This window comes from Patescibacteria group bacterium, assembly GCA_028707495.1.
In the GTDB taxonomy this organism is placed as follows: Bacteria; Patescibacteriota; Patescibacteriia; order UBA2591; family JAQWAS01; genus JAQWAS01.
Window position 1 is genome coordinate 39,205 of sequence record JAQWAS010000003.1, and the last position, 24,830, is coordinate 64,034.

A 24,830-nucleotide genomic window follows, 5' to 3' on the forward strand; every position below is an offset into this window, starting at 1 on the left:
TTTTTATGCCCGAATTACCTGAAATAGAAACAATTAAACAAGATTTAGCTGATTTAATCAAAAATAAAAAAATCAGATCAATCAAAATTAATTTAGCTAAACAAGTTCAGGGTTCAGCTAAAAATTTAATAACCAAAGTTAAAAATAGGCGAGTGGTTAAAGTTCATCGGCGAGCTAAAATTTTAATTTTAGATTTAGATAATCATTGGCACTTGGTTTTTCATCTCAAAATGACCGGTCAACTTATTTACGTTGATAAAAATAAAATCGCCGGTGGTGGGCATCCTATTAAACACGATTTGCAAAATTTACCTAACAAGTATTCTCACGTTATTTTTAATTTTACAGATGGTTCGCAATTATTTTTTAATGATACTCGTCAATTTGGTTGGGTAAAATTGGTCGCCGATCGAGAATTAGAAAAAAATTTAGACAAATATGGACCAGAACCTTTAGATAGCAATTTTTCTTTAATTAAATTTAAAAATCAAATTTTAAAACGTGCCAAGACACCGATTAAGCCGTTGCTAATGGATCAAAAAATAATTGCCGGTATTGGTAATATTTATGCGCAAGAAGCATGTTTCTGTGCTAAAATTTTACCAACCCGTAAAGCTGAGAATTTAAAACTAAGCGAAATAAAAAAACTTTATCAATGTTTAAAAAAGATCTTAAAGCAAGCAATTAAAAAAAGAGGCACCTCTTCAAGCGATTACGTAGATGCTTTAGGGAGATCAGGTTCAATGAATGATTATTTAAAAATTTATGGCCGGGCAGATGAAAAGTGCTATTGCTGTGGAACTAGAATTAAAAAAATCAAACAACAACAACGTAGTACGTGTTATTGTCCTAAATGCCAGAAATAATTTTTTATGAATTTAGATTATCAAATTTTTAAAATAATTAATGATTTAGCAGAACGAAATCCAATTTTAGATTATCTGGGGATTTTTAATGCTAAATATTTGATTTGGGTTTTTGCCATCTTACTGATAGTTTTGGTTTTATTCTATAAAAATAAACAAAAACATAGAATAATTTTGAGGGTTTTAATTTGTTGTTTAATGTCAATTATTAGTGTTTTGGCGATTAATTATTTGACATCATTATTTTATTTTAGACCCAGACCCTTTGTTGATCATGGAGTTAATTTATTAATTCAAATTAATAATTTAAGTAAATCATTGCCATCTAATCACACGGCTATAGCTATGACAGTGGCCTTTTGTTTATACTTTTTTAACAAAAAAAATAGGCTATATTTTAATTTTTCTAGCGGTTTTGATTGGTTTAGCCAGAATTTTTGTTGGTGTACATTATCCCTTAGATATAATTATGGGTGGTCTAATTGGTTGGTTGGTAGCTTTATTGAATTGTAAAATAATAATTAATTATCTTAAAATATAATTTTATGAAAGAATTAATTCAAAAATTAATCGATCAAGGTTATTTAAAAACAAAAAAAGTTATTCAAGCCTTAATCAAAATTAAACGCCAAGATTTTTTACCAGCGGAATTGGTTAAACAAGCGACGGGTAATTATCCTTTACCAATTGGGGATGGTCAAACCAATTCACAACCTTTGACGGTGGCATTTATGTTAGAATTGCTAGATTTACAGTCAGGACATAAAATTTTAGATATTGGGTCTGGTTCGGGCTGGACGAGCGCCTTAATCGCTGAAATTGTAGGTGAATATGGTAGAGTAGTTGCCATTGAAAGAGTAAAAGGGTTAAAAGAATTTGGCGAAAAAAATGTTAGAAAATATTTTTCAGACAAACAGGTTAAATTTATTTGTGCAGATGGTTCAAGGGGTTATAAAAAATTAGCGCCTTATGATCGTATTCATGTGGCTGCAGCCGGAAACGAAATTCCAATTGAATTATTTCGTCAACTTAAAGTTGGGGGCAAATTAGTTATGCCATTAAAAAATTTATCCTCAGAGTTAATATTAATTGAAAAATTAAACCAAAAAGAATATACAGAAAAAAGATACCCAGGCTTTGTTTTTGTGCCTTTAATTATTAATTAAAAAAATATGTATCCATTAATTTTAGCTGGTGGTGGTGGTACGCGTTTGTGGCCAGTTTCACGAGAAAAATATCCCAAACAATTGCAAGCTTTATTCGGCCAAAAAACACTTATTCAGCAAACATTTGAACGTTTAAATCAAGGTTTTAAAAGTGAAAATATTTTAATTAGTACTAATTATCAGCAGGTTAAGCATATTCAAAAGCAATTACCTAAATTAAATCAGTCTAATTTTATTTTAGAGCCCATGCCTCGTGGTACGGCGGCAGCTATTGGTTTAGCGGCTTTTAAAATTTACCAGCAAGATCCAACAGGAATTTTAATTACAATTAATTCAGATCATTATATTAAAGATAGTCAAGAATATATACGCGTTTTAAAACAAGTTGAACAAGTTGTTAAAGATAATCCCCAACAGACCGTTTTAGTTGGCATTGAAACAGCTTATCCCGAGGTGGGCTATGGTTATATTGAACGGGGAGAAAAAATGTTTACAGTCGGTAAGGAGAAAATTTATAAAGTTAAAAAATTCAAAGAAAAACCTGATATTAAAACGGCTGAAAATTATTTTTCTCATCCAGATTATTTTTGGAATCCAGCTATCTTTTGCTGGCGAGTTGATTATCTGATAGACTTATTTAAGCGTTATTTACCGGATCAATATAAAATTTTTAAAAAAATTCAGCCGGCCATTGGTACGCGCCATGAGAAAAAAGTTTTAAAAACAGAATTTGCCAAACTTCAGCCAGTTTCAATTGATTATGGTATTATGGAAAAAACCAAGGAGATATTAATGTTGATTGGTAAATTCGAATGGTTAGATATCGGTCACTGGCGAGCAGTGAAAGAAATGATGGGTGTTAGCCAGGAGGACAGTGTCATTAAGGGTAAACATATTGCCCTAGAAAGCGCGGGAAATTTAGTTTACAGTGAATCAAATAAATTAGTCACCACTTTGGGTATAAAAGATTTGGTAATTATTGATACGCCAGATATTTTATTAATTTGCCCCAAAGAAAGATCGCAAGAGGTTAAATCAATTATTGCTGAAATAAAAAAGCGCGGTTTAGAAAATTACTTATAAAAACTTTATGTCGATTAAAAAAATCAAATTTATTTTTTTACTAATTATTATTTTAACAATAATTTACCTTGGTTATTTTTTTAGTTTAATTTATTTTTCTAATAACACGAATTTAAACCAAGAGAGATTTGTTATTGAAAGTGGGCAGGGAGTTAAACAAATTACTTCTAAGTTAAAACAAGATGGTTTGATTAAAAACAAGTTTTTATTTGAAGTATATATTTATCTAAAAAAAAGCGAGGCTAATTTTCAGGTAGGAGAATTTTATTTAAGGCCAGGTTTGGGTTATAAAAAAATAGTCCAAAAATTAACCAGCACAACTGAAGCCAAAGAAAAACAAATCACCCTAATTGAAGGCTGGAGAGTGGATGATATTGGTCAATATTTAGAAGAGCAAGGCTTGTTTTCTAAAAAAGAATTTTTAGAATTAGTTGGTTGGCCAAGAATTAATTATAATTTTAATGACGATTTGTCTAGACCTAAAGATTTTTCTGAGGATTATGATTTTTTACAAGATAAGCCAAAAAATTATGGATTGGAAGGTTATATTTTCCCAGATACTTATAGAATTTATCAAGAAGCGAGTATTGAAGATATTGTTCGTAAATCTTTGGATAATTTTAATACTAAATTAACTTCAGAGTTGCGTCAGGAAATTAAAAAACAAAATAGGTCAATTTATGAAATTATCACCCTAGCTTCAATTATCGAGAAAGAGGTGGTGCGTGATGAAGATCGGAAAATTGTAGCTGGAATTTTTTATAATCGTTTAAATATAAACATGGGCTTACAGGCAGATTCAACTATTAATTATATTACCGGCAAACAAAATACTCGTTCAACAATTGAAGATTTAGAAGTTGATTCTTTATATAATACTTACAAATATCGTGGCTTGCCACCTGGGCCAATTTGTAATCCAGGTTTATCTTCAATTTTAGCCGCAATTTATCCAGCTGAGACTGATTATTTATATTTTTTAACCACCCCAGAGGGAGAAGCAATTTTTAGCCGAAATTTTGAAGAACACAAAATTAACAAGGCTAAATATTTATAAATATGTTTTTAAAAACAATTACTTCATCTAAAAAAGTTAATCCGTATGGTCAAATTTTAAATGTTGATCAAAGTACGCGCTCATTTTTAGAGCGTTATTTTGGTTTATTAAGTAAGCAAAAAGCTAGTCAAGATAAACCCAAAATTAACGTTGATGAAATTAGTTTAAAAGTAGCTAGTTTTTACGAAAATATTCGTAAGGTGGTTGATTGGAAAGAAGAACATTTGATGCGTCGAATTGCGATTGAAAGAATTATCAAACGCCGTCTTTTTTTAAGAAAAACCGTTGAGCAAGCGGCCGAACCCTTAGTTTTAGAATTAATTCGTGGTGGCCACTTTCCTAATAATTCAATTGAAAAAGCAAAAATTGACCAAGTACAACAATTAATTGAACGCTATAACTATTTTTTAACTCACACACCAACTATACCCAAAGGCATTACTAAATCACAGTTTTATGATTTTATTTTTAAAATAGCTGCTTGCGACCTAGAAGAATTATTAGATCCGTGGAGTTATGCCCAAGCACGCATTTTAATGAGCTATATGGAAGAAATCATGAAAAAGAAAATTTATATCAACGAAAAAACACGGCAATTAACTCAATTAGATAGTCAGGAATTAACTCTTCAAATTTATATCGCAGTTCAACAAGCTTTATTTAAACTTGATCGGCCGATTATGGCTTATAATTTATTAAAAAGATATTATGCCAAATGGTTTAGCGACGAAGAACAAGATATTAAATATATTAATCAACATGTTTTTGATTTATATAATACTATTCAACAACGCTTTGATCATAAATTAGCTAATAAATTTTATAATGTATGTTCGTCCTATAATACTCCCTTTGTGTTGTTGGGAGATATTATTATTCAAGATCCCAACGAGTTAAACCAAAAAATTACTCAGCCAAATCACATGCGTGAATTATTGCGGCAAACTTATGAAAAACGCCTAGGTGGATTAAAAAAACGGTTAGGTCGCTCGGCTCTATATAGTACGATTTCGGTTTTTTTTACTAACATTTTTTCATTATACGCAATTGAAATTCCCTTCGCTAAATTGGTTTTAGGTAAATTCGATTTAATTTCTATGGTGGCGGACATTTTTGTGCCAACTCTATTGATGGCTTTTCTGGTTTTCATTATTAAAAAACCGCCAGCAAATAATTTTGAGCTTATTTGGGAAGAAACTAAGAAAATTTTATATGCCAACGATCAATTGGGTCGAGTTGAAGTAGAAAGTTATAAGGGGAAAAATATTATTTTAAAATTTATTTTTGGTTTCCTGTATTTATTAAGTTTTGTAGTTTGTTTAGGTGGAATGATTTGGTTTTTAAATAAATTACACTTTCCTTTGCCATCGTATTTTATTTTTGTTATTTTTGCTTCCTTAATTTTATTTACTGGCTCCATTATTCGTAAACGATCGCGCGAATTACATATGCGTCCACCCAGAGAAAGTTTTTGGACTTTTATTTCTGATCCGTTTATTTTACCAATCATTTATCTTGGCAAATGGTTAGCTGGTAAATGGCAAAAATATAACGTTATCGGCATTTTCTTTGTGATTCTAGTTGATAGTCCGTTTGTAGTTTTTGCGGAAATTTTAGAACAATGGCGCTATTTTATTCGGGAAAAGAAAGAGGGGATACACTAGTAAATTGCAAAATCCAAATTATAAATATCAAAGAAATTTTAAATTTCAAATTTAGAAATAAATCTTAGATATTTTTGGAGTTTTTTCTTGTGGAAAACTAAACTTGACTGGATTTTTAATTCTGCTATAATTTAGACATTACCACAGACAGCGGGCAAAAAGTAAGACCCGCCGAGGCAAATAAAACAAAAATTATTTTTTGTTTATTTCATTCTAGCTGTCTGTGGTTTAACCACAGATTTTTAAATTCTAAATCTTAAATTCTAAATTTTTTGTCATTCCCGCGCAGGCGGGAATCCAGGGTAGAAAGCGATAAACTTTTCCTAGAATAGGATATACTTAATTTAAAAAGATTTTTTTAATCAAAGTATTTATGGATTAACCCTGGATCCCCAATCAAGTTGGGGATGACGGCCAGGTTTAGGACTTGGATATTAGAATTTAGGATTTAAAATCTATTTTAAAAAAATGATATTATATATATTTAAAATGTAAAAATACAGAATAAACTATAATTAAAACAAATATTATGCCAAAAACAAGACAACAAAAAGCAGATATTCTGCAAGAATTACAAGATAGATTAGCTAAAATCAAAACAGCTGTTTTTTCGAATTATCATGGTTTGAGCGTGCAAGAATTAGAAGAATTAAGACAAGAATTAAATAAGAACCAAGCGGATTACATGGTTGCGCCTAAAACTTTATTTAATTTAGCCGCTAAAGAAAACAAGATTGAAAATGTTAATACTAAGGAACTTAATGGAAGTTTGGGGGTAGCCTTCGGTTATGGAGACGAAGTCAGTACAGCTAAAGTTTTATCAGAATTTAAAAAGAAACATGAAAAGTTAAATATCGTTGGTGGTATTTTTGAAAATCAATTTATCACCGCTGAAAAGGTCGAAGCCTTGGCAAAAATTCCAACCCGACCAGAATTATTGGCCAAAGTGGTCGGTAGCTTAAAAGCACCTATTTCTGGTTTGGCGAATGTCTTGCAAGGCAATCTACGTAATTTAGTTTACGTTTTAAATGCAATTAAAGATAATAAAGCTTAAATTTAATTAATAATTAACATATAAACTTATGGCAGAAGAAAATACAACTATAACAACTCCAACTGACGAACAAGCTCCAGTTGAAGAAACTAAAAAAGAAGAAGTTAAAGAAGAGTCCAAGGTTGAAACTAAAGAAGTTGAAGTTCCCGACAAATTTAAAAAATTAGTCGAGGAAATTGAAAAAATGTCAGTCTTGGATTTATCAGAATTAGTTAAAATTTTAGAAGATAAATTCGGTGTTTCAGCCGCTGCTCCTATGGCTATGATGGGAGTTGTAGCTGGCGGGGGAGCTGAAGCTGTTGAAGAAAAAGACAGTTTTGACGTTGAATTAACCGCAGCTGGTGACAATAAAATCGGTGTGATTAAGGTTGTCCGCGAAATCACCCAAAAGGGTCTTAAAGAAGCTAAAGATTTAGTTGACGGTGCTCCACAAATAGTAAAAGAAGGAGCTAAAAAGGCTGAAGCTGAAGAAATTAAGAAAAAAATAGAAGAAGCTGGTGGTAAGGTGACTTTAAAATAAAGATTGAATTCAAACAAAAAAGACGGTGCTTGCGAGCATCGTCTTTTTTTTATTGATTATTTTTTAAGAAAATTTTATTTATTTTCAATTTGATATATTTTACTACCGTTGAGTAAATATATCTTATTATTTTTTTCATCAACCGCAAAGTCTTTTAAATTGTCAAATTTATTAGAAGTGTATTGTTTTTTAAGTCGTCCAGCTTTATCTAAGACAATTAAGCGTTGCGAATCAGGATCTAGAAGATAAATATTATTCCAATTTTCTTGAGTATAAATTTTAGTTGCTTGAATTAAATCAGGTTTAATATTGGTTTTAAAATTATTTTCTATTTGACCGGTATAAATTTTAATAATTTGATTTTGGTTATTTAAAATATAAATTGCACCATCAATAGCTAGTGAGACGGCAGTAGAAAGATCGATGTCATCTTTCAGCCAGGCTTGGCCATTACCATAGCCAGTGTCAGTCTTATAAAATTTAAAGATTTGTTTTTGACCGGGATCAAGTAGATAAATTTTATTTTGATAATAACCTATGTCTTGTATTTGGTCACTTAGAATATCAGCGTTAAAATCAAGTTGATTTAATTGTTGATTAGTTGAATCAAATTGATTAAGTTTTTTATCGTTATAAAATAGTAAGCGATTATTATCAGTAATACCTAAATTAAAATTGTAATTTGCCTGACCAACTTGATTAATTTTATTATCGGTTAAATTAATCTGATAAATTTTATAATTTTCAGGTTGCCAAGTATAAAGTTGGCCAGCGTTAAAAACGATTTTGTTATTTTTATCTAAAGATGGATCAGTTGCCCACAAATCAATAATTTCAGTTGGTTGGTCGATGATAACTAAATGACGCAATTGATTAAGTTGTTCAGCATTTTTTTCGCTTAAAGTTTGAATTTGGTCGCGATATTTACGTGGTAATTTTTCAGGCAATTCATTTAAAATTTGATCAACCTCTTCTAATCGTAAACGAGCTTTTTCTTCGTCATAAATCATAGCAGAAACGGCGATATTTTGTTTTTCTTCGATTTGCTGGATAATATTTTCAAAATCGACATTATTTGAACTACGATTGGTGCCTAACCAAATTAAACTAACAATAAAAATTAAAGCTAAACCTAGGGTAATATATAAACTAATTTTGCTAGTTTGAGGCGAAGTTTTAAGTTTTAATTTTTTATTTTGAAGTTGGTGAATTATTTTTTTAGGTTGAAAAATTAAAGTTAAATATGACCAAGAGAATTTATGCTGGAAAAAATTATTAGTTTTGATTTTATCTAACCAAGCTATTCTTTTAAATTTTTTTAAACATTTTGGATAGGAGATTTTCTGGATTAAATTTTTAATTTGCGAGTAAAAATTTTTAATCACTTGAGATTGAGCAAATTGATTTAAAAATTTATATATTTTAGGTTTAACAAAATTATTTATAAAGCCCGGGTGTAAAATATCACTGGTTTTTTGTTGTTTATGAATTAGTTTTTTCATCGAAGCGGTCTGAGGGTTTTCATTTTTATCAAAAATTTCTTCAGTCTGAGGTAGCGGCTGATGTTTAATAACCAAGGCAGCGAAAGAAATTTGCTTGTTAATTTCAATTAAACTTTTTTTAATTAATTCTAGGGCTTGATTGGCAGTATACTGATTGATGAATTTTTTTATTTTTTCTTGAGATAAATAATCAAATAAATTTTGAGTGCAGAATAATAAGCTGTCATCAAGCTTCAAATCACCAGAAATTAAATGTGACATGGTTTGATTCGTTCGTTCATTATTATCATTATCGCCTAAAGAGGAAACAATATCCATAAACATACCGCGTCGTAATAAATAAGCTTGAATATCACCCTTTTGGCTAAAGTGAACCATATTGCCCTTAACAACGCCAATAATAAAATTACCTTGATTTAACCAAGTTAAATTGTGTTGGTGAATGAGTTGACTCAAGCGTTGATTAAAATTATGTAAAGCCTTTTCAAAGGTTTTTTCTAAATCAGAAAAGGTTGAGGCGTAATAGTCGTCTTTAAATTGTTCAATAATTTCATTTAAAATTTCCACGTCTTTTTCTTTATCTAGCAATAAATTTGCAACAACAAAAACACGTCCCCATTTTGACTGGCTTGAGCTGGGCGGTAAAAAAATATTAGCCTGCGCCAAAGCCTTGCTTTCTTTTTTGTGATAAATAACTAATTTACCGAAATCATTTAAAAATTGATTAGACATGTCTTTACATATTTATATTCTAATATTATAATATATTTAAAATAATAATTCAAATTTATGCTTGAACAACTTTTTGGTTCAAAGGCGCGCTTAGAGATTTTAAAGCTATTCATTGATGAAGAGGGCCCTTTTTATGTTAGAGAGATCGGTAAAAAAACACATTTGCACATTAATTCGGTTAGGCGGGAATTAGATAATTTAGAAAAGTTGGGTTTATTAAAAAGTTTAAGTCAATTACGGGGAGAACACGATAAAAAATATTATCAGCTTGATAGAGACTTTGTTTTATATCCGGAAATTAAGGCTTTAATAAAAAAAGCACATTTAATCTTACAAGAACCTTTAATCAATGATTTAAATAAAATCGGTCAAACTAATCTTTTAGTTTTAAGCGGTTTTTTTGTTAATTCCAGTGATAGTCCAACTGACGTTTTAATTGTGGGTAAATTTAACAAAAATAAATTAAATTTTTTAATGAAAAAGTTTCAAAAAGACGTGGGTCAAGAAATTCGTTATACTATTTTATCGCCAAATGAATTTAAATATCGACGCGATTTAACTGATAAATTTTTATTCAATATTTTAGAACAACGCAAGATAATTTTGATTGACAAATATAAGTTAAATGGCAAATAAAATGTATTTATTTATTGATACTAGTCAGCGAGAATATTTAATTTTAGCTTTATTAGACGAACAGCGCATAGTCAGTCGGGTTAAAATTTTATCTCAAGGTAAACAGTCAGACAAAATTTTATTTTACTTAGATAAATCATTGAATCAACAAAAAATTAAATTACAAAATTTAACGGGTGTTATTGTTGTGCAGGGACCAGGTTCGTTTGTCGGTTTACGTGTCGGCATAAGTTTGGCCAACGCTTTGGGTTATAGTTTAAAAATTCCAGTCGTTGGTACCCTGGAAAAAGATTTATCAAAGATAGTTAATAATATTAAAAAATTATTTAAAAAAAAGTCGTCTATAATCGTTTTGGCTAAATATGGCCAAGATTTAAAAATTAAAAAAACTAAACACTAATTTAAAATTTTATGGAATACATATTACTCAAAGATGTAGAACAATATTTAAATCAGGAGGTGACTCTCAAAGGTTGGATTTTTAATTACCGTTCATCCGGTGGAATTTATTTTTTACAGTTCAGAGATGGTACTGGTTTGGTGCAGGGTGTCGTAGTTAAAAATAGCGTTTCACCTAAAGTTTGGGAGGATTGTCAAAAAATTACCCTAGAAACCAGTTTAACTCTGACTGGCAAAATTAAATCAGAAAAACGGTCGCCTTATGGTTATGAAATAGAAATTAAGGATTTAAAATTAATCCAAATTGCCGAAGAGTATCCGATTGGTAAAAAAGAACATGGTCCAGAATTTTTAATGGATCAACGGCATTTATGGCTGAGATCATCTAAACAATGGGCTATTCAAAAAGTTCGTAACACAATTATCAACGCGACATATGAATATTTTAATCAACAAGGTTTTACTAAAATTGATGCACCTATTTTAACTCCTACGGCTTGCGAGGGGACGACAACTTTATTTGAGGTAGATTATTTTGGCAAGGAAAAGGCCTATTTATCACAAAGTGGTCAATTGTATATTGAAGCAGCTATTTTTAGTCATAATCGAGTTTTTGACTTTGGACCAACTTTTAGAGCTGAAAAAAGTAAAACGCGACGGCATTTAACAGAGTTTTGGATGATGGACGCCGAAATGGCATTTGCGGAACATGAAGAAAACATGAAAGTCCAAGAAGACTTAATTTATCATATCTTACAACGAGTTTTAGAAAAAAACATAGAAGATTTGCAGATTTTAGAAAGAGACATTAGCTTTTTAGAAAAAATTGATAAACCGTTTAACCGTTTAACCTATAAAGAAGCGATTAAAAAATTAGGGGAGTTGGGTTCAAAAATTAAATTAGGAGAGGACTTAGGTGCGGCTGACGAAACATTATTAACCAAACAATATGATCGGCCTATTTTTGTTGAAAAATACCCAGCCCAAATGAAAGCTTTCTATATGAAACATGATCCAGAAGATCAAGATTTAGCATTGTGTGATGATTTATTAGCTCCTGAGGGTTATGGTGAAATTATTGGTGGTTCGCAAAGGGAAGATGACTATGAAATTTTATTAAAGCGCATGCAAGATCATAAATTACCAATGAAAGATTTCGGTTGGTATCTAGATTTAAGAAAGTATGGTTCAGTGCCACACTCGGGTTTTGGTTATGGCTTAGAAAGAATTGTAGCTTGGACGTGTGGGTTAAAACATGTCAGAGAAACAATTCCATTCCCTAGGATGTTGACAAGATTGCGACCGTAAATATATATAAAAAAAGACTCCTTAATTTAAGAGGAGTCTTTTTAAATTTAAATAATATTAATTTTTCAAATATTTTTTTCTTAATTCATAAGCTGTAATAGTCGGGATATAAAAGACGAAATCAGCCACATATTTACCCGCAATTATACCTAAACTATAATTATTAATTCACAATGGAAAAAAATACATACACGCTGGCCTAATTAACAAACTATCTATAATTTCAGCCGGTCCAAATTCGATAACTATGTTTCTAATGTTTTTTATAAAACTTTTTAGATTATACTGACAATTCTGTTTTTGAGGTTTTCTGGATTGTATAATATCTCGAACAAAAATAAAACCATAATAACCAAGATTATCTCCGATAGTTCCCATGTAAGCGGCTAATATTTTATTCTTTGTAATTAAATAAATCAAAGAGGCTCCTAAAGTTGTGCAGATGGTTGCGGACAAATTAGCGGGTAGATAACGCCAAAGCCATTCTTTAATTTTTTTTATGCATTTTTAATCTTTATAAAATTTATATTGTGATATTTTGTCTAGATGCCATTTTTCTTTCCAGCCTAAATCTTCAACTCCGGCGTCAAACGTTTTGCAACCCAAATTAATAGCCAGTTCAATATTTTTTAAATTTATATATGACCCTAAATTCGGATGGTCTTTTTTATTAGTGCCAGCGTTCATATAGGTATAAGTATCTTTATATTTAACTGCTAAAGAAACAGACTCTTTAATATTATTAATCACAATAGTAATTAAATGAAAATTCAAATTAATCGACATTAAATAGTCAAAGACTTTAGTAAAGAGTGGATCGCTGAAACTTGATTCTTCGCCAAAATTTTTACGATTGAGTTCCATTAATCTTGATAAATCCTCTTTTTGATCGTAAAAAATTTGGGGTTGTTTATTTTCGACTATTTCAATAATTTTTAATAAATTTTTGCGACGTTTGTTGCGAAAATATTTTTTTAAATAATCATCTAAATTTTTAACATCAGACAAGTCAGCTACATACTTATATTCTAACAATTCTAAAGATTGAGTGAAGCTGTCACGACCGATAATATCTTCTAATTGAGTCTGTTGATTGATGAGTTGATAAAATTCAGGAATATATTTTTCATATTCGGGTTTAATAAAAACTTGATTATCTTCCATATAAGCACTACCAAAAAATTCTAGACAATGACGGCGAGTATTAAATTGTAAAGGCAATAAGCCAATATTTTTACCGTCAATTTGGCCAACGTAAAAATATAAATCAAATTGATTATCTTGATAAAAACAATAGCGAAAATCCCAATTATCATAAATAATTTTATCTGGACTGAATTCTAGCCAGAGTTGTTTGGCTGTTGGCAAGTCGTGAATACATTCAAAATTAATTTTAGACATTTTAAATAATATTAGGTTGGAGATGATAATAGGGTGGACGTTCTTTGTAGCGTTTGATAGCTAGACGGATAATCTCTTCCAAAAAGTCGCCGTAATCCATGCCAACTAATTCAGCTGAAGCGGGTACGCAGTCTCCAAAATTAATTGATGGATTGGGATTTAATTCTAAGACGTAAGGATTGTTATTTTTATCAACTCGAATTTCAACTCGGCCATAATCATGACAGTCTAAAATATTATAAGTATCTAAAGCAATTTCACCCAAGAGATCGGCCAATTTATGACTAATGTTTTGTGGTGGTCGTTGGCGAATGATAGTGTTATAAGCTTGGTCTTCATTCCATTTAGCTTCAAAGGGGTAGATATGCCAATAACCCTGAGGCATATTATCAAAAATTGAACGTGAAAGTGGTAAAATTCTAAGATCATCTTCTTCGCTCCCTAAAATTGAAACATCATATTCATCGCCCTCAATATATTCTTCAATTAAAGCTGGTCGGCCAATATCGATCAAAATTTTACGTAATTGTTTTTGTAATTCTTGAGGATTGGTTACGACCGAATTATTAGTAATACCAATAGAGTTATCGGTGTTAGCTGGTTTAACAATTAATGGATATTTAAAGTCATCACGAATTTCATCTTCTAAATCATACACATAATCCCATTTAGGCGTGGGAATATTGTGATAGGTTAATAATTTTTTTACTCGAATTTTATCAATACACAAAGATAGGGTAAAGGGATTGGATCCGGTGTAGGGGATTTGCAGAGAATCTAAGATAGCGGCGGCGTGAGGCTCTAATAAACTGGAATTATTAATGCGTTCACAAACATTAAAAACCAAATCAATTTCGCTATTTTTTAAATCATTAACCACTTGACCCACATTATTAAAATCAAAAAAACTAATTTGATAACCACGCTCTAATAAAGTTTTTTCAATATTTTTTCCAACTGAAGTTAAATCTTTTTCAACTTCACTAGTGTTATCATCAAACAGATTACAAGCAATGCCAATTTTTAAATTGCGTTGGTTTTGAATACTCATGCGCCGAATTTTTTCGATTTTACTATGACCAATAATAATATCTTTATTTAAAGCAGAAAATGAAAATCTACTTTTACGCGATGTTTTACCAATTGATGAAGCTGGGTCAAACTTGGCGATTTCATAATGAACCATTTTAATAGCTTCGTTTAGATTATCTTGAGCATCTAATAAATTTTCTCCGGTGACAGAGATCCATCCCAAATTTTCATAACCTTCTGGTGGAGCTAAAATTGGATCACCAATTTGTTTAAAAAAGTTAATTTCTTTTAAATATTTTTTTTGTTTTAACTCTGGATCAATATTAATTTGAACTAAAGCACCAGAATAATCTGCCAGAAAATCTTGTTCGCATAAATAAGTATAGGGATCTTCGGGTTTATAAATTTTAGGCAAATAAATTCCCAAAGCTATCTTAACGGCATTTTCAATTAAATCTACATGCCAGGCTTCTTTAATAAAAGAATAAATTTCATCGCCACCCATACGCAAGTTAACTTCCAGGGGAACCGGACCATTGTGGGTTGACTTAGCTTCAAAGTGAATACAACCGTTTTGCACGCCTAATTTTTCTAGAGTTTCATCCGCTAATTGAATTAAGGCTAATTGATCATTTTCGGGCAGGCTTGATGGGATGGTATGTTTAGTTTCAATAAAAAATGGTTCGTTAGTTTTATAATTATCTGAGATAGAATAAAATTTTATTTTGCCATTTTGTAATAAAATATCAATATCAACTTCATCACCCTCGATATATTCTTCAATCAAAATATCTAAGCCATTATTTAAAGCTGATTCGACGGAAGTTGAAATATTTTTTTTGACAAATTTATAAATATTTTTTAATTCATCAACATTTTCAATTTTAATTACTAAGGCACTACTTGATCCATAGGTTGGTTTTATGACCAATGGCATATTAAAATTTTGAGCTACATATTCAAGATCTTCTTTTGAATGAATTAATTTATGTTTAGGAGAGGGAATATTATTTTCTAAACATAATTCTCGAAATAAATATTTATTTCTAAATTTTTTAGCGATATTATGAGGAATGCCAATAAACTGAAATTTATCAGATAATTTAGATGTCAATAGAACATCATCTTCCCAAAAAGTAATCACGCCATTGATTTTAATATCAGGATTTTCTTTGATAAACTTATCAACCTCCTGAATGGATTCAGTGTGATTATTGGTGTCGGCCAAAATCCAATGGTCAGCATATTGGCTCGCCCAATTTTTTTCTTTATTTAAAATTACCAGTTTGAGACCGAGTTTTTTTAATTTTTGGACAATAAATCTTTTTCTAAAATAACCAGTATTAACTAATAATAAAGTTTGATCGGCATAAGATGTTGGATTGAAATGATTGTTCATTTTAAAAAATTAAAATTAAAAAAGAACCTAGACCATAAAAATTTAGGTTCTTGAAATTTGATTATCCCCGGGGTCGTCTGAATCCGCCTCGGTTAATGAGTTAGTGCTGGGATGACCAACACAAGATTGATTATTCATTAATAAAATTAAAACTTAACATAATTATAAACGTACTCAGATAAATAGTCAATTGTTAATAACATCTAAACATATAAACATATAAACAAAATAACAAGAGAATGCAAAGATGTTTATTCACTTGAAATTTTTTATATTTTTGATATGATAAAATTAATAGCGTTAATTTATTCTTTAATTTTTGAGAAAGGAAAATTATGAGAAAAGAATGGATTAGTATTGGGTGACACTAGGTGTCAAAGTATAGTTCTTTAATTTGAACAAGGAGGTTCGTATGAAAAAGGTTCTATTTGTCTCAGACGGTCTTAGCATCGGATAGTATCCTGCGATTAGGAGAACCCCAAAGATGCAACATTGTAAATAGCAATTGCTTTAAAAGCGATGGCTATCGTTAACCGTTCATTTTAACCCAGGAGGTCTTTATGAGAAGATCACCGCCCATTCTAATTATGGGCATCGAGGTTATCTCCGCCTAGGCACTTGAGTGCTGACAAGGCTAATAGGGGCGCACAGGTTGCGCCCTTTTTTATTTTTAAAGAGTTTGATATAATGAAAGTGTTATTATTAAAAAAATATGACTGAATTTAAACATTTAAAAATTTTTAATCTTCAAGGCGAAGAGGAATTAATTACGATTGCTTCGGGGCCAGTTATTATTCAAGATAATAAAGTTTTATTAGATAAACACGATGATGATTTTTGGAAATTTCCCGGTGGTAAGGTTTTATCTAATGAAAGTTTTGAACAAACAGCCATTCGAGAAGTTAAAGAAGAATTAAATGTTGATGTAGAATTAAAAAGTGAGCCGTATATAATTATTTTAAATAGGGAAGTGGGGGATAAAAAAGAAACTTTAATTTTAATTCACTATTTAGCTGAGATTATAAATGGTGAGCCACAAGCAGGACGAGATATTACAGAATTTGAATGGCATGATATTGATAATTTACCGTCAAATTGCGCGGAGAATATTAAGCCAGTGGTGGATTTTTTTAGAAATAAAATTTAAATTTAACAATATGCAACGAACAAACATTATAGATACAATAAAAAATATTAATCAAGAAGTTTTACTCAAGGGTTGGGTGCATTTTCAACGCGATAAGGGTAAAATTATTTTTATTGAATTACGCGATGTGACGGGCATTGTTCAATGTGTAACTTGGCATGAAGATAAGGAAGCATTTGAAGAAGCTAAAAAATTAAGCGCCGAAGATGTAGTGGAAATAATTGGTCAGGTAAATCAAAGGCCAGACAATCAAGTTAAAAAAGATTCGGCGACTGGCGCAGTTGAAATTAGTATTAAACAAATTAAATTAATTAATAAAGCCCAGACCCTGCCGTTTGAAATTAATAAAGATGAATTTAAGGATGTAAATGAAGAATTGCGTTTAAAATATCGTTATTTGGATTTACGTCGTCCCAAAGTTAAAAGCAATATAATTTTACGCTATAAAGTTATTAAATTTATTCGTGATTTTTTGGGTCAAAAAGGTTTTTATGAAATTGAAACACCAATTTTAACTAAATCTACACCAGAAGGTGCACGAGATTATTTAGTCCCATCGAGATTATATCCGGGTAAAGCTTTTGCCTTGCCACAGTCGCCACAACAGTATAAACAATTATTGATGGTGGCGGGCTTTGAACGTTATTTTCAAATCGCGCGCTGTTTTCGTGATGAAGATTCGCGAGGTGATCGCCAGCCAGAATTTACCCAATTGGATATTGAAATGAGTTTTTGTAATCAAGAAGATATTTTAAATTTAGCTGAAGAATTATTTACTCAATTAGTTGAACAAATAACGGATTGTCATTTAACTTTTAAACCGTTCAAGCGTTTAACTTATAAAGAAGCGATGGAAAAATATGGTACTGATAAACCAGATTTACGTAAAGATAAAAACGATCCCAAAGAAATGGCTTTTGTGTGGATTTTAGATTGGCCGATGTTTGAATTTAATAAAGAAGAAAATAGATGGGACCCGCATCATCATATTTTTACTATGCCACAAGAACAGGATGTTCCACTCTTAGACACTGATCCAGCCAAGGTTAAATCTTGGCAACACGATTTAGCGTGTAATGGCTATGAGGTGGGTGGGGGGAGTATTAGGATTCATAATGCTGAAATTCAGAAGAAAGTTTTAAAATTAGTTGGCATTGACGAACAAGAAGCTCAAGAAAAATTTGGTCATATGTTAGAAGCTTTTTCGTATGGTGCGCCACCACATGGCGGAATTGCCCCGGGTTTGGACAGAATTTTAATGTTATTGGCTGGCGAACCGAATATCCGCGAAGTCATGGCCTTTCCCAAAACTACCGATGCTAAAGATTTAATGATGGATGCTCCGAGCGAAGTTGATGAAAAACAGTGGGGAGATTTAAATTTAAAAAGTAAAAAATAAAAAAATTTAATTTTACAATTTTATGAAATTAACATTACAACAAGTTATACAGAATCCTTACGTACAGGAATTTATTAATCGCACGGGAGAGGTTTTAGATGTTGAGGATTATACAGAGCATGGTTTTCGTCATGCTAAATTAGTAGCTGATCGAGCCAGAACCGTAGCCCAAGTAATTGGTTTATCAAAATCAGAGCAGGAAATGTGTGCTATTGCTGGTTATTGTCATGATATGGGTAATTTTTTGGGTCGTACGCAACATCATTATTGGGGGGCGATGTTATTTTCACAATTATTTTTAAATCAAGCCGAACCACATGAATTAGGTTTAATTATCCAAGCTATTGCGAATCATGATAAAGACGAAATGAAATTGTCAAACAAAATTTCAGCCATTGTGGTTTTAGCAGATAAATCAGATGTTCATCGTTCGCGAGTGACGACTAAATTATTAAATAAAATTAAACATGACATTCATGATCGGGTTAATTATGCTACTACGCAAAGTAATTTAAAAATTGATGCTAAGAAAAAAGAAATCAAATTATCTTTAAAAATTGATATGCAGATTGTGCCGATTATGGAATATTTTGAAATTTTTACTCAACGCATGGTTTATTGTCGTAAGTCAGCAGAATATTTAGGTTATGATTTTACTTTGGAAATTAATAAGGTCAAGTTGTTATAGATTTGACATTTGAGTTTTAAGCTTTGAGTTAATTTTATGTACTTATCTAAGCTCCAAAAATTTATTTTGATAGATTGTTATTTGAGTAAAAAGGGGAAATATCCCCGATGTGACTTAGTTAAGTTTTATGAAAATTGTCAGCTAGCGCCCAAAACAGAAGATCAACAAAGAATTATAACTCAAAGCATTGAACGTTTAATTGATAAGGGCTTGTTGATTGGTTTTGGCGAGAAAACGCAGTATAAATTATATTTACGGCAAATCAAATTAACCATTGAAGGTAGAAAATTAACCAAGAAATTGCTTGGCGAACAGAAAAAATTACCGTTTAAAATTTAAATAATTTAAAATAAAAATTTATGCCAATTAAAAAGAAAAAAACAACAATCAAAAAAAAAGCTATTAAGAAAAAAATAACTCCTAAAAAGAAAATTGTTAAAATAAAAAAGAAACCAATTAAAAAGGTTAATAAAAAAGTTAAAATTAAGAAACAGGTAAAAAGGGTTGGTAATAAAAAATCTAAGGTTAAAATGCCTAAAACTAAAATTTCTGATAAATTGATTAAAATTTTAAATGAACATAAAATTAAATATGAAATTAAAGAACACAAAACAGTTTTTACGGCTTATGACTTGGCTCAGACTTTAAAAATTAAGCCCAAGGAAATTACCAAAACTTTAGTGATTAAGGCAGACAAAAATTACATTTTGGTTGTTTTGGGCGGTGATCAAAAATTAGATTTTACCAAATTGAAAAAAATTATCGGTGCAAAAAAAGTTAGTATTGCGACAGAAAAGGACATGGTTAAACAATTCAAAATCAAACCAGGTGCAATCACACCCTTTGGTATTTTATACAAAACCCCAGTATATTTAGAAAAAAAATTAATTCAGAACCCCAAATTATTATTACAGTCGGGGAATTTTAATCAATCGTTACGTTTAACTACTAAAGATTTTGTTAAATTAATTGAGCCGGTTTCGGGCAGTTTTGGTATTAAAAAATAATATGGCCTATCAAGTTGAAATAGAGCAATTTCAGGGACCCCTGGATTTACTACTAAAATTGATCGAAGAAGAAGAATTAGATATTAGTCAGGTGTCGTTATTTAAAGTTACTGATCAATATCTAAATTACATCAACCAAACCGACAACATTACAACCGGAGAATTAGTTGATTTTTTAATGGTAGCTGCGAGACTTTTATATATTAAATCAAAATTGATTTTACCAGACTTAGATTTAAATGGCGATGAAAACGATGAAGACGAATTGGCTTTAGAAAAACAGTTAAAAATTTACCGGCAATATTTAGAGGCCGCTAAAAAGATTGATAAAATACTTAAAACTGGTCAGTTGGCCTTTAGTCGCACTAAAATCAATGTTAAAATTCAGGGCTTTTATCCACCCAAAAACGTTGACCTCCCAAAATTAAAAATGGCTTTTGAATCGGTTTTAAAAAATATTCAACCGATCATTAAATTACCTCAACGTACACTAAAAAAATTAATTTCTCTGCAAGAAAAAATTAAACACATTAAAGAGATTATTTTAACTCAAACTAAACTAAAATTTAGCCATTTATTAGCTAAAGAAAAATTAGACACAATTGTAAATTTTTTAGCTATTCTAGAATTAAATAAACAAGGTTTTATTGAAGTTGAACAGGCTGAAATTTTTGATGAAATTTTAATTAAAAGAAAAAAATAATATGTCACTTAAATCACAAATTGAAAGTTTACTTTTTATTACCAATCGGCCATTAAGTTTAAAAGATTTTAAAAATAGTTTGAAAATTGATGAAACCAAAATAAATCAAAGTCTTCATGAATTAAGTCAAGAATATGAAGAAAATGATAGGGGTCTTAGATTATTAAATAACAATTCTCAATGGCAATTAGTCACTCACAACAATAACAGTCAATTAGTGAACGATTTTTTAAAAGAAGAAATGACTAGTGAATTAACTTGGCCATCTATTGAAACTTTAAGTATTTTAGCTTATCGCGGGCCAATCGATAAATTAGAATTAGATCAAATCCGTGGCGTGAATTGTAGTTTAATTTTACGGAATTTAATGATTAAGGGTCTAGCAGAGGAGGTAACTGAAAATAAACAGGTTAAGTATCAAATTAGTTTTGATTTTCTAAAATATCTAGGTGTGAATAAAGTCGAAAATTTACCTGATTTTGAACAGTTGCACAATGATGAGAATTTGCTAAAATTAATACAAGAGGGTTTAAATTCTAATTCATAAAATTATGCTGGTTTATCTATTATTTGTTTTGGTGGTGATTGCTATTTTTTTAATTGTTGGCTCATCAGCCTTGGCAAGTCTATCAGCAGCGCCTTGGGTGCCAATGTGGAAAAATGATGTTAAACGGATTTTAGACTTGGCTCAAATTAAACCCGATGAGAAAGTTTATGACTTGGGTTGCGGGGATGGCCGAATTTTAGTTGAGGCGGCTGAAAAATATGATGCTCAAGTTGTGGGTATAGAAATTGCTCTTTTACCATATTTAATTTCTCAGATTAGAACTTTATTTGCCGGAGTTTGGTCAAGAAGCCAAGTTAAATTAGGTAATTTATATCACAAAAACGTGTCAGAAGCTGATGTTATAATTTGTTTTTTGTCAGCCAAAGCCATGAAAAAGTTATCTCATAAATTAGATAAAGAATTAAAATCTGGCGGTCGAGTTGTTTCCTATGCTTTTCCAATACTAGATTGGCAACCCAAAATTATCGACAAACCCAACGAGCAAGCAGTTGCTATCTATCTCTATCAAAAATAAAAAAATAAAATAAAAATAAAATAAAAATAAAAATGGCCAAAACGCCAAATTACAATTTAGATAATGATGAAAATAAAACCATTATCTTAAAAAAATTACTCAAAAGTCTGCAGAAAAATATTTCTGATATTTCGGCAGTTTTAAATACGCAAAAAAACGATTTAGATTCGAATTTGTATCAACACATTGAACGAGCTAGACAAATTGGTAAAAACATTCAAGAGGGAGATCATAAAATTATCGAAGGAGTTTTTACTGGACAGGAAATGATTGGACCTGACGGTAAACATTACAGCGTGCCGGTTAATTATGCTTCAAAATCAAAATTGGTTGAAGGTGATATTTTAAAATTAACTATTGAAGCTGATGGTACTTTTATTTATAAACAAATTTCTCCACAAAAAAGAGTTAGATTGCGTGGCACTTTAATTAAAGATGAAGAAACTGGAGATTATTATGTTTTAGTTGAAGGCAAGCTTTATCAAATTTTAACAGCGAGTGTAACTTATTTTAAAGCTAAAACGGGCGATGAAGTCATTGTAGTTTTACCAGAGAGTAAAATCAGTCAATGGGCCGCTTTAGAGAACATTTTAGAACGCGTTGGTGATATTCCAGCTGTTATTTTAGATGAAAAACTTAAACAACTTCAAGAAGAAGGTAATCTAGATTCGGCGCCTGAGAATTTAATCAAGTCAGATCAAATAGAAACATTAAAAGACGGACAATCAATTTTTAGTGATTTGATGCAGGACTGGTAATATATTTTTTAAAAAATTAAAAAACAAATTTATTTATTTTTTTTATGTCAGCAGTTTTATATCGACAATATCGGCCACAAAATTTTAATGAAATCGTTGGCCAAAAACATATTAAATTAACGCTTGAAAATGAAATTAAAAGTGGTAGATTAGCTCATGCTTATCTTTTTGCTGGAATGCGTGGAGTTGGTAAAACAACTACTGCTCGGGTTTTAGCCAAATCTTTAAATTGTTTAAATCGGAAAAAAAATGAAGCAAATCCCTGTAATGAGTGTGCTAATTGTTCGGCGATTAATCAAGGAAATTTTTTAGATTTAATTGAAATTGACGCAGCTTCAAATCGTGGCATTAATGAAATTCGTGAATTACGCGATCAGGTGCGTTTTAGTCCTAGTCATGGTAAATATAAAGTTTTTATAATTGACGAGGTTCACATGTTAACGACGGAGGCTTTTAATGCTTTATTAAAAACATTAGAAGAACCCCCGGCTTATGCTATTTTTATTTTAGCCACCACGGAGATTCATAAAATTCCCGAAACTATTATTTCGCGTTGCCAACGTTTTGATTTTAAGCGCGTGGAAACCGAAGATATTATTAAAATGTTGCAAACGATTGCCCAAGCTGAAAAAGTTAAAACAGATCAAGAAGTCTTAGAAAATATTAGTTATCATTCAGAGGGTTCGGTGCGTGATGCAATTGGTTTATTACAAAAAGTTTTTTCTTTAGGAGAGAAGGAAATTGGTATGGCACAGTTAGATTTAGTTTTGCCACGCTCAGATTTTAAATTGGTTATTCAAATGATGGAGCATTTAGTTAAAAAAGAAAGTCAAGCAGCTATTGAATTAATCAATCATATGGTAGAGGAGGGGGTTGATTTGAAAACTTTTATAACTGACATGATTGAGGTTTTACGTAAAATGATGTTGATTCAAATAAATGATAATTTAAAAGAATTTGGCATCGGTTTAGATAAAGAGAAAGAGGAACAATTAAAAGAATTAAGTCAGCAAATTCAAAAAGAGGATTTAATTAAAGTTTTAGATTTAACGCTTGACACGTATAATAAAATAGATTATAGTTTAATACCACAGCTAAATTTAGAATTGTTGGTGCTGAAAACCGGAGAATAATTTTTGATAAAATTAAAAACTGTCATTCTGGAGCAGGTGAACGTAGTGAGTGAAACATATAGAATCCCGTGAGATTTACAAAAGACTTTTTTAAAATACCTTCTCTTCTTTTACAATTATCAATCTAAGTGTCATCCCCGCGTAGGCGGGGATCCAGGGTAGATCAGTTCAGGCTTAAAATTTAATAAAACAAAAATTAGTCATATAAAATGTTTTTTAGAAAAAAGTATTATGTGTATATACTAGCTAGTCAACGCAATGGTACTTTATATGTAGGAGTAACTTCAGAGATTAAGAAAAGAGTTTATCAGCACAAACGAGGCGTAGTAGATAGCTTTACAAAAAGATATAAAATCAATAGGTTAGTTTATTATGAAGAATATAATGACATTAATTTAGCTTTAGAACGCGAGAAACAACTTAAAAAATGGCGTAGAGTTTGGAAGATTAGATTAATTGAAGAATTTAATTCACACTGGAGAGATTTATACGATGATTTACTTTAAAAATTTATTATACCAATTAAACACTGGATTCCCGCCTACGCGGGAATGACAATACGTTCGGGGGTCGTCTAATGGTAGGACAGCAGGTTTTGGTCCTGTCAATGGGGGTTCGATTCCCTCCCCCCGAGCCAATTTAGAAAACGCTTCAAGCGTTTTTTAAATTTTAAAATTAAACCTCATTTTATTTTTTTAAACATTTATTCAATTGGGTGAGTGATTAATTTTTTATTAAAATAAACTTATCCACTTGATTATATATATATATATTATACTTAATAAGTAATGTATTTTTTAAAACAAAGCCCTTTAACAACCTTCGAAGGAGGTAACATGAAAAAGGGATTGGTAGTGGAACCGTCGATATCGAAAGCTAAGGAATCAAGTTAACTCTTCCCTTGGAGTTATCCTAATTCTTGGATTTCGATCGGTTCTGCAAAAATGGGCGTTCACGAGGACGCCCTTTTTCTTTCCTAAAAATTTTAAATATAGTATAATAATTAAATCTAAATATAAATTTAATTTTATGGCTAAAAGAGCAAAAGCACTTGGTGGTGTTAAAACAACCCATCCTCATAAAACTGCGAAAAG

The 24,830-nt window shown here is 30.6% G+C and carries 25 protein-coding genes, 1 tRNA gene and 1 other annotated feature; of the genes, 23 read left to right on the forward strand and 3 right to left on the reverse strand.

From position 1 onward, the window contains the following. Positions 1–5 precede the first annotated feature (5 nt). The 8 genes from mutM to rplL all read left to right on the forward strand — a co-directional run bounded on the left by mutM (position 6) and on the right by rplL (position 7,410). Positions 6–866: a bifunctional DNA-formamidopyrimidine glycosylase/DNA-(apurinic or apyrimidinic site) lyase gene (gene mutM, locus PHS07_01605; protein ID MDD4607022.1), complete on the forward strand. Its 861-nt coding sequence runs from the start codon at positions 6–8 to the stop codon at positions 864–866. Between the two features lie 6 nt (positions 867–872). Further along, positions 873–1,379: a phosphatase PAP2 family protein gene (locus PHS07_01610; GenBank protein ID MDD4607023.1), complete on the forward strand. Its 507-nt coding sequence runs from the start codon at positions 873–875 to the stop codon at positions 1,377–1,379. Between the two features lie 32 nt (positions 1,380–1,411). Beyond that, on the forward strand, positions 1,412–2,032 hold the full coding sequence (gene pcm, locus PHS07_01615) for a protein-L-isoaspartate O-methyltransferase (GenBank protein ID MDD4607024.1): 621 nt from the start codon (positions 1,412–1,414) through the stop codon (positions 2,030–2,032). 6 nt (positions 2,033–2,038) lie between these two features. Further along, positions 2,039–3,115: a sugar phosphate nucleotidyltransferase gene (locus tag PHS07_01620; GenBank protein ID MDD4607025.1), complete on the forward strand. Its 1,077-nt coding sequence runs from the start codon at positions 2,039–2,041 to the stop codon at positions 3,113–3,115. 7 nt (positions 3,116–3,122) lie between these two features. After that, on the forward strand, positions 3,123–4,172 hold the full coding sequence (gene mltG, locus PHS07_01625; protein ID MDD4607026.1) for an endolytic transglycosylase MltG: 1,050 nt from the start codon (positions 3,123–3,125) through the stop codon (positions 4,170–4,172). 2 nt (positions 4,173–4,174) lie between these two features. Then, positions 4,175–5,836, forward strand: a complete 1,662-nt coding sequence (locus PHS07_01630; protein MDD4607027.1) for a hypothetical protein — start codon at positions 4,175–4,177, stop codon at positions 5,834–5,836. Positions 5,837–5,959: 123 nt separating this feature from the next. Further along, positions 5,960–6,090 (forward strand) — a sequence feature (ribosomal protein L10 leader region). 275 nt (positions 6,091–6,365) lie between these two features. Then, entirely contained in the window at positions 6,366–6,890 is a 525-nt protein-coding gene (rplJ, locus tag PHS07_01635) for a 50S ribosomal protein L10 (GenBank protein ID MDD4607028.1), read from the forward strand. A 49-nt stretch (positions 6,891–6,939) separates the two neighbouring features. Further along, complete coding sequence (gene rplL, locus PHS07_01640; GenBank protein MDD4607029.1) at positions 6,940–7,410, forward strand: 50S ribosomal protein L7/L12; 471 nt, start codon at positions 6,940–6,942, stop codon at positions 7,408–7,410. Between the two features lie 74 nt (positions 7,411–7,484). On the opposite strand, the gene PHS07_01645 is transcribed toward rplL, so the two are convergent. Further along, complete coding sequence (locus PHS07_01645; protein MDD4607030.1) at positions 7,485–9,644, reverse strand: hypothetical protein; 2,160 nt, start codon at positions 9,642–9,644, stop codon at positions 7,485–7,487. Between the two features lie 57 nt (positions 9,645–9,701). On the opposite strand from PHS07_01645, the gene PHS07_01650 reads away from it, so the two are divergent. From PHS07_01650 to asnS, 3 genes are read left to right on the forward strand one after another with little or no spacing between them, the layout of a single operon-like run. Then, on the forward strand, positions 9,702–10,280 hold the full coding sequence (locus PHS07_01650; protein ID MDD4607031.1) for a winged helix-turn-helix domain-containing protein: 579 nt from the start codon (positions 9,702–9,704) through the stop codon (positions 10,278–10,280). Next, positions 10,270–10,680: a tRNA (adenosine(37)-N6)-threonylcarbamoyltransferase complex dimerization subunit type 1 TsaB gene (gene tsaB / locus PHS07_01655; GenBank protein MDD4607032.1), complete on the forward strand. Its 411-nt coding sequence runs from the start codon at positions 10,270–10,272 to the stop codon at positions 10,678–10,680. The genes PHS07_01650 and tsaB overlap by 11 nt, the downstream gene beginning before the upstream one ends. Positions 10,681–10,691: 11 nt before the next feature. Beyond that, entirely contained in the window at positions 10,692–11,987 is a 1,296-nt protein-coding gene (asnS, locus tag PHS07_01660; GenBank protein MDD4607033.1) for an asparagine--tRNA ligase, read from the forward strand. A gap of 507 nt (positions 11,988–12,494) precedes the next feature. Here the strand turns inward: asnS and PHS07_01665 are convergent. Then, on the reverse strand, positions 12,495–13,388 hold the full coding sequence (locus PHS07_01665) for a GNAT family N-acetyltransferase (GenBank protein MDD4607034.1): 894 nt from the start codon (positions 13,386–13,388) through the stop codon (positions 12,495–12,497). A gap of 1 nt (position 13,389) precedes the next feature. Continuing rightward, positions 13,390–15,819: an ATP-grasp domain-containing protein gene (locus tag PHS07_01670; GenBank protein MDD4607035.1), complete on the reverse strand. Its 2,430-nt coding sequence runs from the start codon at positions 15,817–15,819 to the stop codon at positions 13,390–13,392. Positions 15,820–16,531: 712 nt separating this feature from the next. Between PHS07_01670 and PHS07_01675 the strand changes: the two genes are divergently transcribed. From PHS07_01675 to PHS07_01730, 12 genes are all read left to right on the forward strand, one after another. Further along, positions 16,532–16,966 carry an NUDIX domain-containing protein gene (locus PHS07_01675; GenBank protein MDD4607036.1) on the forward strand — a complete coding sequence of 145 codons (435 nt, stop codon included), beginning with the start codon at positions 16,532–16,534 and terminating at the stop codon, positions 16,964–16,966. Between the two features lie 10 nt (positions 16,967–16,976). Then, on the forward strand, positions 16,977–18,365 hold the full coding sequence (gene aspS, locus PHS07_01680; protein ID MDD4607037.1) for an aspartate--tRNA ligase: 1,389 nt from the start codon (positions 16,977–16,979) through the stop codon (positions 18,363–18,365). A gap of 22 nt (positions 18,366–18,387) precedes the next feature. Next, positions 18,388–19,053 carry an HD domain-containing protein gene (locus PHS07_01685; protein ID MDD4607038.1) on the forward strand — a complete coding sequence of 222 codons (666 nt, stop codon included), beginning with the start codon at positions 18,388–18,390 and terminating at the stop codon, positions 19,051–19,053. A gap of 36 nt (positions 19,054–19,089) precedes the next feature. Further along, on the forward strand, positions 19,090–19,392 hold the full coding sequence (locus tag PHS07_01690; GenBank protein MDD4607039.1) for a hypothetical protein: 303 nt from the start codon (positions 19,090–19,092) through the stop codon (positions 19,390–19,392). 20 nt (positions 19,393–19,412) lie between these two features. Then, the gene (locus PHS07_01695) at positions 19,413–20,060 is read left to right on the forward strand and encodes a YbaK/EbsC family protein (protein ID MDD4607040.1); all 648 of its coding nucleotides are present in this window, start codon (positions 19,413–19,415) and stop codon (positions 20,058–20,060) included. A 1-nt stretch (position 20,061) separates the two neighbouring features. Then, positions 20,062–20,763, forward strand: coding sequence for a segregation/condensation protein A (locus PHS07_01700; GenBank protein ID MDD4607041.1), 702 nt, complete (start codon positions 20,062–20,064; stop codon positions 20,761–20,763). A gap of 1 nt (position 20,764) precedes the next feature. Continuing rightward, on the forward strand, positions 20,765–21,310 hold the full coding sequence (gene scpB / locus PHS07_01705) for an SMC-Scp complex subunit ScpB (protein ID MDD4607042.1): 546 nt from the start codon (positions 20,765–20,767) through the stop codon (positions 21,308–21,310). Between the two features lie 4 nt (positions 21,311–21,314). Then, a complete protein-coding gene (locus PHS07_01710; protein ID MDD4607043.1) occupies positions 21,315–21,845 on the forward strand; it encodes a class I SAM-dependent methyltransferase in 531 nt (176 codons plus the stop codon). Between the two features lie 32 nt (positions 21,846–21,877). Next, on the forward strand, positions 21,878–22,603 hold the full coding sequence (locus PHS07_01715) for a hypothetical protein (protein MDD4607044.1): 726 nt from the start codon (positions 21,878–21,880) through the stop codon (positions 22,601–22,603). Between the two features lie 44 nt (positions 22,604–22,647). After that, entirely contained in the window at positions 22,648–23,736 is a 1,089-nt protein-coding gene (dnaX, locus tag PHS07_01720; protein ID MDD4607045.1) for a DNA polymerase III subunit gamma/tau, read from the forward strand. A 209-nt stretch (positions 23,737–23,945) separates the two neighbouring features. After that, positions 23,946–24,242, forward strand: coding sequence for a GIY-YIG nuclease family protein (locus PHS07_01725; protein ID MDD4607046.1), 297 nt, complete (start codon positions 23,946–23,948; stop codon positions 24,240–24,242). 57 nt (positions 24,243–24,299) lie between these two features. Continuing rightward, positions 24,300–24,373, forward strand: a tRNA-Gln gene (locus tag PHS07_01730). Positions 24,374–24,830 lie beyond the last annotated feature (457 nt).

Bases quoted from the DNA above. Each gene is read 5' to 3' on its own strand.
- mutM (MDD4607022.1), top strand. From the start codon at position 6: ATGCCCGAATTACCTGAAATAGAAACAATTAAACAAGATTTAGCTGAT.
- PHS07_01610 (MDD4607023.1), top strand. From the start codon at position 873: ATGAATTTAGATTATCAAATTTTTAAAATAATTAATGATTTAGCAGAA.
- pcm (MDD4607024.1), top strand. From the start codon at position 1,412: ATGAAAGAATTAATTCAAAAATTAATCGATCAAGGTTATTTAAAAACA.
- PHS07_01620 (MDD4607025.1), top strand. From the start codon at position 2,039: ATGTATCCATTAATTTTAGCTGGTGGTGGTGGTACGCGTTTGTGGCCA.
- mltG (MDD4607026.1), top strand. From the start codon at position 3,123: ATGTCGATTAAAAAAATCAAATTTATTTTTTTACTAATTATTATTTTA.
- PHS07_01630 (MDD4607027.1), top strand. From the start codon at position 4,175: ATGTTTTTAAAAACAATTACTTCATCTAAAAAAGTTAATCCGTATGGT.
- rplJ (MDD4607028.1), top strand. From the start codon at position 6,366: ATGCCAAAAACAAGACAACAAAAAGCAGATATTCTGCAAGAATTACAA.
- PHS07_01645 (MDD4607030.1), bottom strand. From the start codon at position 9,644: ATGTCTAATCAATTTTTAAATGATTTCGGTAAATTAGTTATTTATCAC.
- PHS07_01650 (MDD4607031.1), top strand. From the start codon at position 9,702: ATGCTTGAACAACTTTTTGGTTCAAAGGCGCGCTTAGAGATTTTAAAG.
- tsaB (MDD4607032.1), top strand. From the start codon at position 10,270: ATGGCAAATAAAATGTATTTATTTATTGATACTAGTCAGCGAGAATAT.
- asnS (MDD4607033.1), top strand. From the start codon at position 10,692: ATGGAATACATATTACTCAAAGATGTAGAACAATATTTAAATCAGGAG.
- PHS07_01665 (MDD4607034.1), bottom strand. From the start codon at position 13,388: ATGTCTAAAATTAATTTTGAATGTATTCACGACTTGCCAACAGCCAAA.
- PHS07_01670 (MDD4607035.1), bottom strand. From the start codon at position 15,819: ATGAACAATCATTTCAATCCAACATCTTATGCCGATCAAACTTTATTA.
- PHS07_01675 (MDD4607036.1), top strand. From the start codon at position 16,532: ATGACTGAATTTAAACATTTAAAAATTTTTAATCTTCAAGGCGAAGAG.
- aspS (MDD4607037.1), top strand. From the start codon at position 16,977: ATGCAACGAACAAACATTATAGATACAATAAAAAATATTAATCAAGAA.
- PHS07_01685 (MDD4607038.1), top strand. From the start codon at position 18,388: ATGAAATTAACATTACAACAAGTTATACAGAATCCTTACGTACAGGAA.
- PHS07_01690 (MDD4607039.1), top strand. From the start codon at position 19,090: ATGTACTTATCTAAGCTCCAAAAATTTATTTTGATAGATTGTTATTTG.
- PHS07_01695 (MDD4607040.1), top strand. From the start codon at position 19,413: ATGCCAATTAAAAAGAAAAAAACAACAATCAAAAAAAAAGCTATTAAG.
- PHS07_01700 (MDD4607041.1), top strand. From the start codon at position 20,062: ATGGCCTATCAAGTTGAAATAGAGCAATTTCAGGGACCCCTGGATTTA.
- scpB (MDD4607042.1), top strand. From the start codon at position 20,765: ATGTCACTTAAATCACAAATTGAAAGTTTACTTTTTATTACCAATCGG.
- PHS07_01710 (MDD4607043.1), top strand. From the start codon at position 21,315: ATGCTGGTTTATCTATTATTTGTTTTGGTGGTGATTGCTATTTTTTTA.
- PHS07_01715 (MDD4607044.1), top strand. From the start codon at position 21,878: ATGGCCAAAACGCCAAATTACAATTTAGATAATGATGAAAATAAAACC.
- dnaX (MDD4607045.1), top strand. From the start codon at position 22,648: ATGTCAGCAGTTTTATATCGACAATATCGGCCACAAAATTTTAATGAA.
- PHS07_01725 (MDD4607046.1), top strand. From the start codon at position 23,946: ATGTTTTTTAGAAAAAAGTATTATGTGTATATACTAGCTAGTCAACGC.